Raw genomic sequence first — 15916 nt, forward strand, 5'->3', positions numbered from 1 at the left:
TATATAAGTAAAAAATGGTTGATTATAATGGTCGTTGTAAGAGTTGAGAATGTAGAAAGCGAGGCTTTAAGAGATAACCCTTTAAAAGATCCTAATGTGAGGAAGGTCGTTCACATAGTCACCGACAATATTTCTAAACCCTTGATAGTTGTCTATCTAAGCGGTTTTCTATCTTCTTCCATTTCGTTATTGAACTACGATCCTTTAGGGGAAAACATTGTAGAAAAGATAGAGAGGCTTTCTAAGGAGGATAAAATAAATAATACAGTGGTAATACTCCCAGATCTCTTTACCAAGTTAGGCGGTAATCAATATATAAATTCTACGGCAGTAGGCCTATATGAAGATTTCTTAGCTAAGGAATTAATACCCTATCTAAAAGAAAAATACGACAGTGACAAGATAGTTCTAATGGGCAAATCTTCTGGCGGTTACGGTGCAATAGTACTAGGAATGAAGTATCCTGGTCTAATTCAAGGAATAATTGACCACTCAGGTGATGCTTACTTCGAGTACATTTATATTCCTATGTTTCCTTCCGTAATCAGAACCCTGAGAAAATTCAGGGACTACAAAGACTGGCTACAAAAGTTTTGGAGTAAGGAGAATAAGAAAGAGAAAGAGGATTTAAACGTACTAACCATAGTAGCAATGGCTGCATTTTACTCACCTAAGGGCGATTATATCGAGTTACCCTTTGAAACGGAAACAGGTGAAATTATAGAAGAAGTTTGGAAAAAATGGATAGAGAAGGATCCAGTGAGAATGGTAAACCGGTATCACGAGAATCTGCGAGAACTCAGGTTGATCTACCTTGATGTGGGTTTAAGGGACGAATTTAAGATTAATTTCGGTATGAGGATTTTACACGATAAGATGAAAAAATTAAACGTCCCTCATATCTATGAAGAATTTGAAGGAGGACATTTTAACACTAGTTTTAGATATGATGTATCTTTATCTTTGGCGAGTAGAGTATTTAATGAAGAAGGTAATGAGAATTGATAATACGCTTTCAAAGGACGGGGGACTGTTATTCGTTAACTGATGTCGTTACAGAGAGTATAGGACAGTGTGAAAGGTACGACGTAATCGTCATAGAAAAATTAGAGAAGGAAGTATTGGACAAAATAAAGGGAACCAATATCAAAATTTTCGAATGTGATGAGGGAGAGGAAAAATGTATAGAAAAAATAAGAAATTCAGTGTATAGAATTACAAAATCATGTAAATTTACATGAATTACAATAGCCTCCCTTAAATTCAGTCCAATCAGTAGAGAAGTAAAACTCGCAACGTACATTTTCTCCGCTCAGAACCTTTGGTAACCATATTTTATCGTCAGCCCACATCTCCTCATAAATGGGTTCCTTTAACCACATAGGTATAGCCTCATCAGTTTTAGTAGGAATTCCGGTGAACTTTGTAATAAGGAACACGTGCATCTTTTCTGCTTCTTCTCCATGTATAAACAAGATCTCGGCTACCTTCCTAAAGGACTCAATATTTACTTTAATTTCTTCATTGACTTCACGAGTGATACATTGCTCGGGCGTTTCACCCTCCTCAACTTTACCCCCAGGGAATGTTAGATACCCAGCTCCTAAGCCTCTGAGTTTTCTTATAAAGAGTAAAAAATTACCGTCTCTTATTATTCCTAGGCATGTCTCCTTCATTTAGCCGGAAACCCAGGTTTGACTAGTCTTTTCAAGTCAAGTATGGTATTGATTTCTTCATCCTTATATCCTAATTCTCTCAGTGCTTCCCTTATTGACATCTCCTTAGCTAGTTGTTTACCTATTTGAGATGCCTTATCATATCCGATTATGGGTGATATGATAGTAACTAATGAGGGGCTACTTTCGGCGTACCTTCTCATCTTTTCTACGTTTGGAACCATACCGTTGATAACTAAATCTGACATTTTACTAAATGCCTCAGCTAATAAGGTCTCCTCCATTACGAGATCGTAACCTACTAGTGGAACACCCATAGCCAACTCAAATTCACCTAGCATTGAAGCGAACTGTATAGCGTGATCTAAACCTATGACTTGAGCACTTACTAGAAGAGAAGCCTCTACAGTTACCGGGTTAGTTTTACCAGGCATTATACTGCTTCCAGCTATTTCCTCTTGGCTGGGAAGTTCAATCTCATTAAACCCCGTCATAGGTCCCGAAAACATTAATCTTATGTCTTGCCCTAGTCTATATAAGTTCACTGCAGAAGTCCTCAGGACTCCACTTAGCATTAACATATCGGTGAGAAGTTTCAAACCCCTGAATTTATTTGCGGGTTTGAAGCCCATAGAAGCAATTTTGTTTATCTCATTGACTACTCTCTCCTGAAACTCAGGATGTGCATTTAGCCCAGTACCTACAGCTGTACCTCCTATGGGAAGTTCTTTTACGTATTCCAGTATTTCCTTCAACTTTTCTAAGTCGTGTTGAAATGCATCAGCGTATGACAATAATTCTTGACCTAAAGTTACCGGTAAAGCATCTCTTAAATGAGTCCTGCCTGATTTAATTATATCGTTAAATTCCTGACCCTTTTTATCCAGAGACGTGATGATCTTTTCGTATGCGGGAATTAGAAGTTCGTATGCGGTTTTCACTGACGCAATGCGTATTGCAGTAGGTACGGTGTCATTAGACGACTGCCCGAGGTTTACGTGATCGTTAGGATGAACTTTCTTCCCTGAAATTTCCGTAGCCCTCTCTGCAATAATCTCGTTTATGTTCATGTTTAACCCGGTTCCAGAACCTGTCTGAAACACGTCTACAATCACTTTAGAGTCAAATTTCCCTTCCATTACTTCTTCAGATGCTTTCATAATAGCTTGTGCTATTTGCTGATCTAATAGTCCTAATTCACCGTTAACTTTAGCACACGAATACTTAATAGCTCCCATAGCCCAAATTATTTGCCTAGGGAACTTTGTCCCAGTGTTCATAAAGAGTTTCGGAGCTGTTTCGGTGTATTTCATATTGATTCTATTTAAAGAAAGAGTGTTACTTAATAATTTCGATTAATAAGAGTAAAAAAGGGATTACTAATAGCATGACGATAATATTATTAGATCAATCCTTAAGTTTAGAGTGATGGTAGTAATAAGGAAATTCGAAGTGAGTCACCTTAACACTAACTGCTATTTAGTAACTAAAAATAATTCAGGGATATTAATCGATGCAGGAGAGAACCCAACAGAAATTATATACTACATTAAAGATAGAGGAATAGAATTAAAGGCAATCCTTGCTACTCATGGTCACTTCGACCACGTTTTGGGTGTGCCTGAGTTAAAGAAACACTTAGGCGAAGTCATATTCTACTTACACGAGAACGATGAACCGTTGGTTAAAAACGATCCCCGAACTTCTCACATTTCCGTAGACGGTTATGTTAAAGAAGGAGAAATGGAATTTGACGGTATTAGAGTTAAGGTGTTCGAGACTCCGGGGCACACTTTAGGTAGTGTTACGTACTTGATAGAGAATAACTTATTTACCGGTGATACTCTCTTTAACGAGAGCATCGGTAGATACGACTTAGGAGGAGATAAGGCTCTCCTTAAGAAGAGCCTAAAAAGGTTAATGGAGCTTGACGATTTACTAACAGTGTACCCAGGGCATGGTTTTCTTACGACGTTAGGTTACGAAAAGTTGCACAATCCGTTTTTAAACGGGGAAATAGATTGGTAAATATGACTTAGCATGAACGTAAAGATACTTAAAGTGGAGAAGTTAAACGACGTTATAGAAGTCGAAGGCTTAGTACCTGCAAAATGTGCTGTAGGGTACTACGATGTAAGAATTAAAATACGCGGTTTTAAAATTATAGAAAGCAATTGCCAGTGTGGTCAACCAATTTGTCAGCATGCTGTAAAACTGCAGTTAGCATACTTAAGAGTCTCTAGATGACCAGTTCTGTTTCCAAAACGTGAGCAATTTGTCAGCATGCTGTAAAACTGCAGTTAGCATACTTAAGAGTCTCTAGATGACCAGTTCTGTTTCCAAAACGTGAGTAATGCATAAAATGACGCGAAGTATTGTATTACTAATGCTATTGTTCCTATTAGGAAAGTCTTGAGTTTTTCCCTCATGATTAGTTTTGCCAAGGCATAGGAAAATGGTATTATGGAGATTGTAGGTAGTATGCGGGTTATTATGAACATCGCTATTAATGATGGTCTAGGTCGTAAAAAATGTTCAAAAATTTTGGCTAAGATTAGTGATGAGTGAGTTCCCCCAGTTAGTAGTACGTTCAAGATACCTTTCTCTAGAATTCTCTCAAACAAATGCGAGCTTAATATCAAGTGTATATCAAGAAATAAGGATAGAATTGACAACAAAGGTAGCATATTTAGGTAGGTCACGTTAAAGGAATATATTAATCCTCTTTTATTTATAACTCCTTCTTTTATTTCCTTTATAAAGATTAGGTAGTTAGCTCTAGTCCAACGGGTTACTTGTTTGGCGAAAGTCATAACATCATTAGGGGGTTTTGTATAAACTATAGCGTCTATAGCTTTTACGGCCTTATAACCTTTCATAATCACGTATTCTGTAAGATCTCTATCGTCTGATAGGATCATTTTTCTGCCGAATATTCTAGGGTTTCTAAATTCCTCTGATAATACATAAGGCTTTATTAAATCGGTTCTATATAGGACACACTGACCACTTAATATTATAGCACTCCCAAAGTAATTAACTGCTCTGTTTACTAATTCACTCATACTTTCGAAAAACTCCGCGTAGTAATAGGACCATTTTTTACTCTTCATCATTCTGATGTTTGCACCTACTCCCCCAACATCTTCGGTCATATAAGCCAATAGTTTTTCTACACTATCCTTCGATATTGTAGTATCACTATCCAGTAATAGAACTAGTTTAGTTGTCACATATTTTATCCCTTCAGATAACGCAACTCTTTTTCCTGACCTCTTTTTAAGGCTTATGAAAAGTCCCCCATATTTCTTTACTATGATGCTGTAGGGTTCGTCAACACCATCCCCTACTACTATTAACTTAAGGCCTATTCGGGCTATTGACTTTATTACTTGTTCAAACAGTCTTACATCTTCTTTATATACTGGAATTAACACCGTAATGTCGGATTTTGTAAAATTAGTATTATATTTCTTTGGCTTGTATTTAAGTCCGTAGTATGTGATAAGTATAAAGTAAGTAATGGTTAATACTGAAGATGATATTACGAACATAACGTGAGCGGTGAAGTTTAACATTCAGATATCAAATAAGATATCGCATATAAAAATTTTAATCAGAGAGAAAAACTTTTATAAGTCCTAGTTTAACTTGTTAATTAGTTTTTCAATAGATATAGGAGAAATTCAATATCTGTCTAGTTAATAATTAAGCTAGTAGTTTATGTTAAGATTAGTATCAACCTTAACCGAAAAGACCATCTTTTATACAATATCTTTATATGATGTAAGGAAAATTTAATTTATTCTAAGTTTGTATTTATTGTATGACAAGGTTAATCATACTAGGAAATGGGAAATTAACAGTATTATATGATCAGGGCTATATATTGAGAGAACTCTACTATCCTTTACCCATCGATAATCACCTGCATCAAGCTAAATTAGGTGTATGGAGTGACGGAGACTTCAGTTGGTTAGATCAACTTAATCCTAAGATTGATTATGTAGAAAACTCCCTATCTTCATTTGCCGAGGCTGAATTCAACGGGAGTAAAATAAAGTTGGTGGACGCTATAGATATGGCTTATGAGATTTTTGTAAGAGAGGTTAGTGTTACCTTATCAAAGTCTAGTGATTTGAGAATTTTCTTTCACCATGATTTTCACATTAATGGGAATGACATAGGGGATACGGCACTCTATGATCCGTTTACATCCTCAATTATTCATTATAAAAGAGACAAGTGGTTTCTCTTTAAGTGTGATATACCGTTTTATCAGTATGCTACTGGATACAAGGAGACGAGTATATATTTGGGTACTTGGAAAGACGCCGAAGACGGTGAATTATCTGGAAACCCTATAGCACAAGGTTCCGTTGACTCTGTTGTCAGCATCAGACTTTCTTCGTCTAAGATCTTTTATTGTTGGTTAGTTTGTGGTTCAAGTTATGAGGATGTAGTGAGGAAAAACGATTACGTAGTTAGGAAAGGTCCAAGAGAGCTAATAAGGAGAACCCAGAACTATTGGAAAGCGTGGCTCAGTAAATTAATAGACTACGATAATATAGTGAAAAGAAGTGCATTAATAATTGCCGCTCATTGGCAAAATAACGGAGCAATCCCTGCTGCCTTGGACACTGATATATTGAGATTTAATAAAGACACTTATAATTACGTGTGGCATAGAGATGCTGCCTTCGCGGCTATAGCTCTTACACTCTTAGGATATCAAGATCAAGTTAGGAATTTACTTCTATTTACGAAACCTCTTCTTTATAACGGTTTTTTGTTTCAGAAGTACACATGTGATGGTCATTGGGGATCCACATGGCATCCTTGGACTATGAGAAGTATCCCAATCCAAGAAGATGAGACAGGATTGTTAATATATGTTGTATGGATTCATTTTTCAAAGTTTAACGATATAGATTTTATAAAACCTTTATACGCACCACTTATAAAAAAGGCAGCCGACTTCCTAGTGGCTTATAGAGATGAAGAGTCTGGCCTTCCTTTACCCTCTTACGATCTATGGGAGGAGAGACTCGGTACTCATTTCTTTACGTCTCTTGCAGTCTACACTGGGTTAATTGCTGCTAGTAAGTTTGCTGAGTTCTTTGGCGAAGAGAACTTAAAAGAAAAATATCTCTTTGCAGCCAACGAAATTAAAAGAGGATTAAACCGTTTCTACGTTAGTGATCACTTTGCAAGGACGATTTACGAGGACGGTAGTGTTGATAAGACGGTTGATGCAAGTACCCTTTTCGCTTCAATATTAGGCGTTTTTGACGCAAAAGACCCTCGTGTAATAAGTAATAGGAAAATTATAGAGGATAGACTATCTGTTAACGGAGGTATAATAAGATATGAAAACGATAGTTATCTCAAGGTAACCGATAAACCCAACATCTGGTATATGGCGACCTTGTGGTTAGCCCAGCAATACGCTCTAGAAGGCGATAAGGAAAAAGCGACCAAATATCTCAACTGGGTTCTCGGTCACATTCCCTCTACAGGTGTACTGCCGGAACAGATAGCACCAAATAGTTCATATACATCTGTAGCACCGTTGGTTTGGAGCCATGCGGAGTTAATTCGGACAATCTACATGCTAAAACATCTATGAATCGAAATTTATCTTCTTAACAATGAATTTTAGAACACTTATTTTTAATCAATTGAAGAAAAACAAAGTCATATGAGATTACAAATATTACCTTGGTTCATTCTTCTAATACTATTATCACCAATTGTTGTCGGCATACAAAATTATTTTATTTACTCCGATGCACCTTTCTTGACGCCTCAGTACGGTAGTGTAGTCGTAAAGCAAATATTGGTTAAATACTTTAACTACTCTGAAGAAGACGACATATACGTCCTTGTCTCAGGAAACTATAACCAGGCGTTCAAGGAAGTAAATAATTCCCTTAAGTACTTGTCAGATGCAAAACTAATAACACCGTATGACTACTTAAATCAATCCAACCAAACCTACTTTAAACTCATTTCGCCTATAATTAACTCCACATACGAAAAACTTTTGCCTCTTCATTCTTTATACGTAAACCTTACCAAAGAGAGAGCGTACATTTTGCAAAACTTTTCCATTTTTGAATATGAGCTTAACGTAACTTATGGTATTCCCATTCACAAGTTTTATCCAGTTGGAGCTGAAGCGGAAAAGTTCTATTACATATACTCACAGCTAAATGGTAGTGAGTTACAAAGGGCTAGGAACGCAAGCTTAGTCGTATTCAAAGATCCGTTCGTTCTTCTATTCTCGTTCTCGAACTACTCCAATACGTCACTAGTCCGTTCTACCTTATTGAACTTCTCTAACTATTCATATCTCGTAAAGATTCTGACAAGGGAGAGTGTGCCAGAGAACGCTTTGGTTGATCCTTTTAGTTACGCTACCAACCAAGTCGAGAGTGAGATTAAGCCAATGCCCATATCTTTGTCTGATTTTCATCGAGACGGGAAGTGGTTATTCATTATACAAGTCCCGAATAATGAAAGTTTAACACAAATTGAGGAGTTTATGAGTAACATTAACGCGACGGTTACCGGTCACCTTCCGATCTATGCGGAATCTGCAATAGCCACTGAAAAGGATCTAAAAATAATCGACATAGTGACGGTGATACTCCTTTCAATACTCTTAGTGTTGTTAATCAGGGCTCTAGTACCTATTCTGATACTGATTCTAAGTGCCGTAATAGGTCTCGAAATAGCTTACGCTTTGCTATTCTTAGCTACTTTCTTCGGTTACCAAATATATTATATATCAGGGCTGGTAATTCCTCCTATAGTATTTGGAATTACAGTAGATTACTCGATACTGTTTCTATATAGGTATTTTGAGGAAGTGAGAAAAGGTACGGAGAATCCAGTCTCAAAATCTTTCAGGACAGCTGGAAGAGCTCTATTATTTAGCGGTCTTAGCATAACTCTAGGGTTTTCGTCCTTCATTATATCATCGTCTCCTCTCCTGAAGAATATCGGCATAGCGTTAGTAGTGGCTTCTGTGTCCTCGCTTATACCCGCGTTGTTCTTTATCCGGAGTGTGCTATTGACAATTCCACAAAAGTACATTAAGTTCCCAAGAAAAGAGGTACCAAATCCATACGACATAAGGCAGAAATACCTTGAAACTATGAGCAGAGCGGCGATCAAATGGAGGTATGTTATATTGGGAGTGATGGTAATACTTGGCTTTTTAGGTTATAGTGCGTTCATAACCCATACTACTAACGTCGCCATAAACGAGATAGTACCGCCTAATAGTGAAGTTGTAGCAGGTGAGCAAGAGTTACTCCACTTTCTCAACTATAGTGTGGACTATATAGTGATAAAGGGAAATCCCAACTCTTCTTACACTCAGATCTATAACCTATCTAAATTTATAATAGATAATAACGGATTAGTGTACGGTCCTGCTTCTATAGGGTCAACATTAATAAAGAACCAGACCTACCTAACTAACCTTTACTTTTCTCACAACTATACGTTGATTGAGGCGTACATACCATATCCTGTTTTCAGTGACGGTGCAATTCACATCACGAAACAGATAATGGATATGGGTTATTTGGTTGGAGGCAGTAATGCGGAGAGGATTTACATCGTTGATAATACCGTCCAAGTCTACTATACTTTCGTTTTACCTCTGACAATAATTCTAATAACAGTGTATTTAGGTATAGTATTAGGTTCTGTTATTGTTCCTTTAAGACTGTCTTTAACTCTTCTCTTAAGCTCCTTAGTCGGAATAGCGTTAATGTTCATCATATTTAACCAAGTTTACTGGTTATCACCTCTGATAGTCTTCGCTATAATGTATAGCTTAGGCATTGATTACGACATGTTCATTATAATTAGAATACTAGAAGAGAAAGGAGAGGAAGAAGAAAGGATCGTTAAGGCTGTGAAGAACACTGGTCTGGTCGTTACTGCAGCAGGACTAATTTTGGCAGGTGCGTTTATGTCTTTAGGATCAGCTGATATGAGATTCCTGCAAGAGATCGGAATATCAGTTGGGTTAACTATACTTTTCGATACATTCATCGTGAGACCGATAATGGTACCGGCCGTTATGGCAATACTAAAGAAATATAATTGGTGGCCCGGGCTGAGAACGGTCGAGAAGTATGTCATAGACGAAAAACAGAACTAGCAGGAGATCAGCCTTATCTTGGTTTAAGAAAATTAATTTTCTCTTTTTCCAATTTATGTAAAGAGGATGAACCTTACAAGGGCTGAGAAGTGATGAAAAGATCCTGCTGAGCTCCTCGAGTGTCGAATCTACTTGTGTTAACTTTAAATATTTTAGATATATCTATTTCTTTCATGAATGACATGGTCACCAAACTTTTGTCAGTTATCTTTGTCATTTCAATCTTAGCGACTACCTTTTCAATAATTCCTAGTCAAGCAACAATACCTAGACTGTCCTTCATCACGGTTCCTCACTTAACACAATTGATAGCCCCTGGGATGACAGAAGTCCCTATAACATTATCTATAACTAACCTAGGTTCTACAGTTTATAATTTAAACATAACCCCCTTAACTAAATACCCCTTTGAGACGTTCTCTTACTATGAAGGTACCCAGAATATAAGTATACCAATATTTCAGCAAGGTGATACGATCAACGTTACCTTTATATATAACGTATATCCCAACGTGACTGACGGAGTGTATAAGTTATACTACGAAGTTTCTGGAACATTACCTAATGGGACTAGTTTTACTAAGGAGCTTTCTGTAGATATTCCGATTTTAGGATACGTCTCAATTTCAACAAGTTCTGTATGGGGTACAATATCATCTCCCCTACTAGTAGCTCCGGGAGAGAATAACGTACCGTTGAGTATAATCTTGATAAATTCAGGTAACGTAATAGCTAGTAATGTTAGTTTAATTCTGAAGAATCAATTTCCTATTAAGTTCTCACAAAACGTAGTAAAGGTAGGGTATTTGCCAATAGGGCAACCCGTCACAGTGACGGTATATTCAAGCATTTACCCTAACGCGAGTGAAGGGACATACAGTATTCCCGTCGAAGTAAAATATTTTAACGGTGTGACAACTATAGACAACTTAACAGTAGTTGTGAACGGTTATCTCAATTTCTCCGTTACAACTATATGGGGATCTCCTCAGTCTCCTATTATAGTGTCGGCTGGCGAGTCCCAAGTACCTTTAACTTTCCTAGTGAAAAATTTAGGTGATGTTAATGCGTTAAACGTATCCTTGACGATAAGGAGTGGATATCCCTTAATATCATCTCAGAATTCGGTTTACATAGGAGTAGTTCCAGCAGGCGAGGAAAACTACGGAACAATAACAGTTAGTGTATACCCTAATGTCTCATCTGGAGTTTATTATATTCCGGTTACCATCAAATTCTTCTCGAACGCGAGTGTCAAGGAGCTAGTTCCCGTTGAAATATACCCGACAAATATAACAGTAAATACTGTAACGATTCCACCTCAAGTCTTCCCAGGCTATTATGACGTAAGAGTTGTACTTCTAGTCCTGAATTACGGAGAAGGAATTGCAGAGAACGTAAGTGTTTTCCTCAGTAGCGGTCTTCCGGTAGTATCTCCCGATGAAGTAGATTTAGGAGCTATACCTTCGGGTAAGATAATAAACACTACGTTCTTAATTAACGTTCCTAACTCAACATCCCCCGGCTATTACTACCTCAACTTCACAGTAAAGTATGATGGTGGTAAAATAACCAAGTCTTACAAACTTCAAGTGTATCCTAAAGCTGACCTCGAGATAGTTAATGTTTACTATCCTACTATAAACTCAGGGTCTACTAAAGTTCCAATTACTTTAACGATTAAGAACGTAGGAAATGTAACAGCTCAAAATGTGAAGGCAATATTAGGAAGTAGTGATGTAATATATCCTCACGTAAGCTCATCAAATCCTCTGATGGGATTGACTGCTTCTGAGGCTTACCTGGGAGATTTAAAACCAGGTCAGGAGGTTAATGTTACATATGTCGTGGATGTTAGTAGTGGTGCTCAAGTAGGAAACTATGAAGTTACTTTAACATTATTGTGGAACCAATCTGGTTCGCTGTTTCCTTTCATTCAAAACGATAGATTTACTATTCAAGTTAGTCCTACAGCTTTTGATAATTTAGTAAATGAGGGCGTGACCTTTCAAGTTGGGACTTCAAAATATAGTGTGGGTTGGCTATATATTATTATAGGAATTATAGTGATTATTTTAGTGATAGTAATAGCAATAAGGCTATCTATGAGGAGAAAACCTAATGCTGGAGGAGGAACTTGAAAGAGGAAAGAGAGATTATTACAGGTTATTTGTATTGATTAACTCACCAAGGTGGAGGTATTTTTTACTTAATTTCCTGTCGGAGTTTATAAAAAGAAGGGACAAAGGTTCGCTCAGTATAGGTTATGCTTTTCACCCATGGGTAGAAGGTGCCAAGGACAGGATTCAAGATCTGAAATCGTCTCTTAACATCAATTCAGTAATAGATATAGATTATTCTAGATATACCAAGTATCTTGGGGCGACTTTTGATATAATGATATTAGACGCAGTGGATGACTTTAGACCTAATTACATCTCTGCTCTATCAGACTCGGTCAGAGGAGGAGGAGTAATAGTTTTATACAGTGACAATATAGAAAATAATAAGGTATTTAAGAACTCGTTAATTAAGGACGGCAAAGTGGATAACTTCTTTGAAGAGAGATTCCTGCGGTTAGCTAAAAATCATGAAGGGGTATTGGTTATCGACGAGAAAGGGGAGAGTTTTAAGCCTTTAACCCAAAAGGTTCAGAGACCGGTTAGGAGCATTCCCGAAGTCCCTCACGTAGATAGGAGGCTTCATGAACTGTGTCAGAGTAAAGACCAAAATAAAGCCCTAGAGGAAATGAGATTTATTATGGAGGGAGAGGACAAAAGGATACTAGCCATAACGGCTCCGAGAGGGAGGGGTAAGAGTTCTGTAACTGGTCTTTTCTTATCTTTCCTAGTTAGTGAGCGCAAGTTCGATAACATAATTGTTACTTCTCCTACCTATCTCTCTGCCCAGGAGATTTTTTCCTTTCTAACTAAAGGGTTAGACACTCTAGGATTAAGATATAAGTTAACGAGATCAAAAGATGGGAAAATCCTCAGCGTGGCTTCAAAGGAGGTTATAGTAAAATGGCTCGCTCCCGATCTCGCGAAGGACTATGAGGGAGACTTGATAATTGTAGATGAAGCCGCAGCACTAGGACTTGATACGGTAAATTATATAACTAGCCGGTGGAAAAAGGTGGTTCTAGTATCTACAATTCATGGATACGAGGGAAGTGGTAAAGCCTTCCTCAAATACCTCAATTTCTTGCGGGAGAAAGTGAAGTTTAAGCATATTACCCTTACCTCTCCTATACGCTATGCACAAGGTGACCCAGTCGAGAGGTTTTTATACGACGTTATGCTCTTAGACGCAGAGCCGAAACCTAGAAAAGTTAATGAGGTGAAAGTCACGGAGTTAGATAAACAGTCTCTATTTAAGAATGAAGGGTTATTGAGGCACTATTATGGAATCCTAGTGTCTGCACATTACAGAAACTCCCCTGACGACCTGATGATACTAGGAGATCTTCATTATGAAAGAATATTTGCTATGGGAGAAATAGGAATAGCCCAAGTAGTAGAAGAAGGTAGACTATCTAAAAGTGAAATCAATACGATACTTAACGGCGGACAGAGCTCAGGTAACTTAATTCCCCAGAGGCTAATCAAGTACGAGAGAGTATACGAGTTCGGATTTACAAAAGGTTGGAGGGTTATAAGAATTGCCATTCACCCCGATTACCAAGGAAAAGGGTACGGTTCAGCCTTACTTAGCGAAATTGTAAGGATAGCGAGAGAAGAAGGACTTGACTGGGTAGGTTCTTCGTTTACCTCTGATGTCAAAGTACTAAGCTTTTGGATTAAGAACGGTTTTATACCAATATATCTCTCCACTCGAAAAAACGAGGGATTAAACGGGTACTCAATCATTGTAATTAAGCCTTTGACAGATACCGCAAAAAGGCTTTCGTTACATGCGTCTGAACTCTTGAGAGAGAAGGTCTTGAGGACGGCTCATCAAGTATACTTTAATGTTAATCCCTTAATTTTAGCTAATATATTACGGGTCTTACCTAAAAGGTCTGAAAAAGTCGAAATCCCTGTGGAATATAAATCTAAATTAGAAGCTTATTTAAGCGGTTACCTTCCTTATAACGCTGTTGCAGATGCAGCACACTACGTAGTTTCAAAGTATTTTTCTACTGCTGAAGATGCATTTCTTAATAAAACTGAAGAAGCTGTTTTAATAGCACGGACTATTCAAGGTAAGAGTTGGTATCACACGTCATTATATCTAGATATAAAACCCAGAATAGCAGAAGAAATCATGAGAGGTGCTATACTAAAGATCCTCGAAAGGATATGAGTTTATGTTATGAAAGCTTTTATTTATGGTTTGTCTTATTGTAATCTTATGAGGCTTATATCTAAGCTTATACTAATATACTTGATAATCGAGTTAGCAATATTCTTAGTTATAAGCTCGATACCGTCGCACAACCCTTCTGTTCTTCAGGAATATAATGGTTTAGAGAACTCAGTTCAAAACACGAATTACTTCGGTAAGGTGTTAATGATTTTTCCTCATAACCTAGCTATAGCTACTGCCGATTTCATACCTATCATAGGAATATTAGTTTTCGGTATTACAATAGCGGATACTGCATATGTAATTAGTGTAGTGTCTACTCACTACGGAATACCGGGTATAGTGGCAGCAATTTCTTTGTTACTTCTACCTCACTCAGCGGTTGAACTCCCTTCATATGCCATAGCAGTCGGTGCTGGAACTTATACAGTAATCAATTGGAGGGACTGGAAAAGATCTTTGCTTACATACATAGTCATCCCAGTTGAACTCTTCTTTGCTGCTCTAATAGAATCTTCTTTGTTTTATGTTCCTAATCCACTTATAATGTGGGTGGCTGCAGTTCCCGTATTAATAGGCATCTATTTCTTATACGAGAAGATCCAAAAGTACGCTGATAAAGTTAGCATTGCTACTCAAGTAGGTTATTTAGGATTTGGAAATACCCAGCACTATTATACCAATCAATTTTTCTCTTTGTATAAAGATGCGTGGAACAAGGGAAACATGTATGAAACCCAAGGGCAACTACAAGCTGCAATAGATAATTACTGGTCAGCGATACTTTACTTACTTGACGCTATGGCAGTTAAACTGAACTTACCATATACTACTAAGGAGGATTTATACAGAATTGTGCAAATAATCTCAAATTACTATCCTAATGTTATGATGTTGTTTAACAAGGTGCAAACAGATTTTCAAGTAATTAGAGATCCGCTACTGATAAGCGATTTGAAATATCTGGCTACACTTCTAGAGAATTCGTATTTTAATCCAACAATTCGACCATGATGGGTAAGTGGTCTGAGCCCTCGATTTTTAAGACTTGAAAATCTACAATCTTTGGAGCTAGTTCCTCAGATACAAGGCAGTAGTCTATTCTCATAGCCTTCCATTTAAACTTGTAACTTCTCCAAGTATATTCCATCCTTGATGTCTTTTCCGCACAGTCCACGAAACCCTTTTTAATAAAGTTGTTCAACCATTCTCTTTCCTGAGGTGTTAAGCCAGGCTCAGTTTCGTCCCAAAAGCTAGAGTCCTTCTTACTTCTAACTGCATTGAAATCTCCACAAATGATCACTGACTTGTTTTCCCTAAGCCTCAGTGCGTAGTTCTCAATAGCGTTATTGAACTTAATCTTAAAATCTAGTCTAACAAGCCCGTCTCCTGCTCTCGGAAAATAAGCGTTTATTATGTAAAATTTTTGGAACTCTAGCATAAGAACCCTCCCCTCCGAATCAAATTCCTCTATTCCTAAACCTTTTATCACGGATAGTGGTTTTGGCTTACTTATGCTCATAACTCCGCTATATCCCTTCTTCTTTGAAGGAAAGGCTAAAATGTTTAATCCAGATATAAGAAGGTCTAGAGGTACGTCGTTAGAGCGTATTTCTTGAAGGAGAATCACGTCATAGTCTTTTACAATTTTTTCGAGGGCTCCCTTTCTAGTTATTGCCTTCAGGCCATTAACGTTCCACGATACGATCTTCAACTTGTTAAAACTAAACTTATAATGTATAAAAGTTCT

General features: G+C 37.4%; 13 protein-coding genes. 9 read left to right on the forward strand and 4 right to left on the reverse strand.

What is annotated here, in order from left to right; all coding sequences use genetic code 11:
- The first annotated feature begins 27 nt into the window (after nt 1-27).
- Nucleotides 28-1005, forward strand: coding sequence for an alpha/beta hydrolase-fold protein (locus WIW89_RS03360; RefSeq protein WP_337719744.1), 978 nt, complete (start codon nt 28-30; stop codon nt 1003-1005).
- Complete coding sequence (locus tag WIW89_RS03365; protein ID WP_337719745.1) at nt 1002-1241, forward strand: hypothetical protein; 240 nt, start codon at nt 1002-1004, stop codon at nt 1239-1241. Before WIW89_RS03360 ends, WIW89_RS03365 begins: the two co-directional genes overlap by 4 nt.
- On the opposite strand, the gene WIW89_RS03370 is transcribed toward WIW89_RS03365, so the two are convergent.
- Together WIW89_RS03370 and WIW89_RS03375 are read right to left on the reverse strand one after the other, a co-directional pair.
- Nucleotides 1224-1676 (reverse strand): 8-oxo-dGTP diphosphatase, encoded by a 453-nt coding sequence (locus WIW89_RS03370; RefSeq protein ID WP_337719746.1) that lies wholly within the window; start codon nt 1674-1676, stop codon nt 1224-1226. The two genes, WIW89_RS03365 and WIW89_RS03370, sit on opposite strands and share 18 nt — an antisense overlap.
- A complete protein-coding gene (locus WIW89_RS03375; protein WP_337719747.1) occupies nt 1673-2989 on the reverse strand; it encodes a class II fumarate hydratase in 1317 nt (438 codons plus the stop codon). Before WIW89_RS03375 ends, WIW89_RS03370 begins: the two co-directional genes overlap by 4 nt.
- 115 nt (nt 2990-3104) lie before the next feature.
- Here WIW89_RS03375 and WIW89_RS03380 point away from each other — a divergent pair, with 115 nt between their 5' ends.
- Together WIW89_RS03380 and WIW89_RS03385 are read left to right on the forward strand one after the other, a co-directional pair.
- The gene (locus tag WIW89_RS03380) at nt 3105-3704 is read left to right on the forward strand and encodes an MBL fold metallo-hydrolase (protein WP_337719748.1); all 600 of its coding nucleotides are present in this window, start codon (nt 3105-3107) and stop codon (nt 3702-3704) included.
- A 12-nt stretch (nt 3705-3716) separates the two neighbouring features.
- Complete coding sequence (locus tag WIW89_RS03385; protein WP_337702357.1) at nt 3717-3923, forward strand: hypothetical protein; 207 nt, start codon at nt 3717-3719, stop codon at nt 3921-3923.
- Between the two features lie 62 nt (nt 3924-3985).
- On the opposite strand, the gene WIW89_RS03390 is transcribed toward WIW89_RS03385, so the two are convergent.
- Complete coding sequence (locus WIW89_RS03390; RefSeq protein ID WP_337719749.1) at nt 3986-5254, reverse strand: glycosyltransferase family 2 protein; 1269 nt, start codon at nt 5252-5254, stop codon at nt 3986-3988.
- A gap of 248 nt (nt 5255-5502) precedes the next feature.
- On the opposite strand from WIW89_RS03390, the gene WIW89_RS03395 reads away from it, so the two are divergent.
- The 5 genes from WIW89_RS03395 to WIW89_RS03415 all read left to right on the forward strand — a co-directional run bounded on the left by WIW89_RS03395 (nt 5503) and on the right by WIW89_RS03415 (nt 15180).
- On the forward strand, nt 5503-7305 hold the full coding sequence (locus tag WIW89_RS03395) for a glycoside hydrolase family 15 protein (RefSeq protein ID WP_337719750.1): 1803 nt from the start codon (nt 5503-5505) through the stop codon (nt 7303-7305).
- 72 nt (nt 7306-7377) lie between these two features.
- Complete coding sequence (locus tag WIW89_RS03400; protein WP_337719751.1) at nt 7378-9858, forward strand: MMPL family transporter; 2481 nt, start codon at nt 7378-7380, stop codon at nt 9856-9858.
- Between the two features lie 173 nt (nt 9859-10031).
- A complete protein-coding gene (locus WIW89_RS03405) occupies nt 10032-11999 on the forward strand; it encodes a COG1361 S-layer family protein (protein WP_337719752.1) in 1968 nt (655 codons plus the stop codon).
- Nucleotides 11980-14163 (forward strand): tRNA(Met) cytidine acetyltransferase TmcA, encoded by a 2184-nt coding sequence (locus WIW89_RS03410; RefSeq protein WP_337719753.1) that lies wholly within the window; start codon nt 11980-11982, stop codon nt 14161-14163. Before WIW89_RS03405 ends, WIW89_RS03410 begins: the two co-directional genes overlap by 20 nt.
- Nucleotides 14164-14211: 48 nt before the next feature.
- Nucleotides 14212-15180 carry a stage II sporulation protein M gene (locus tag WIW89_RS03415; protein ID WP_337719754.1) on the forward strand — a complete coding sequence of 323 codons (969 nt, stop codon included), beginning with the start codon at nt 14212-14214 and terminating at the stop codon, nt 15178-15180.
- Here the strand turns inward: WIW89_RS03415 and WIW89_RS03420 are convergent.
- Nucleotides 15158-15880: an exodeoxyribonuclease III gene (locus WIW89_RS03420; protein ID WP_337719755.1), complete on the reverse strand. Its 723-nt coding sequence runs from the start codon at nt 15878-15880 to the stop codon at nt 15158-15160. The genes WIW89_RS03415 and WIW89_RS03420 overlap by 23 nt on opposite strands.
- Nucleotides 15881-15916 lie beyond the last annotated feature (36 nt).

This window comes from Stygiolobus sp. CP850M, from assembly GCF_037389425.1.
Classification (GTDB): domain Archaea; phylum Thermoproteota; class Thermoprotei_A; order Sulfolobales; family Sulfolobaceae; genus Stygiolobus.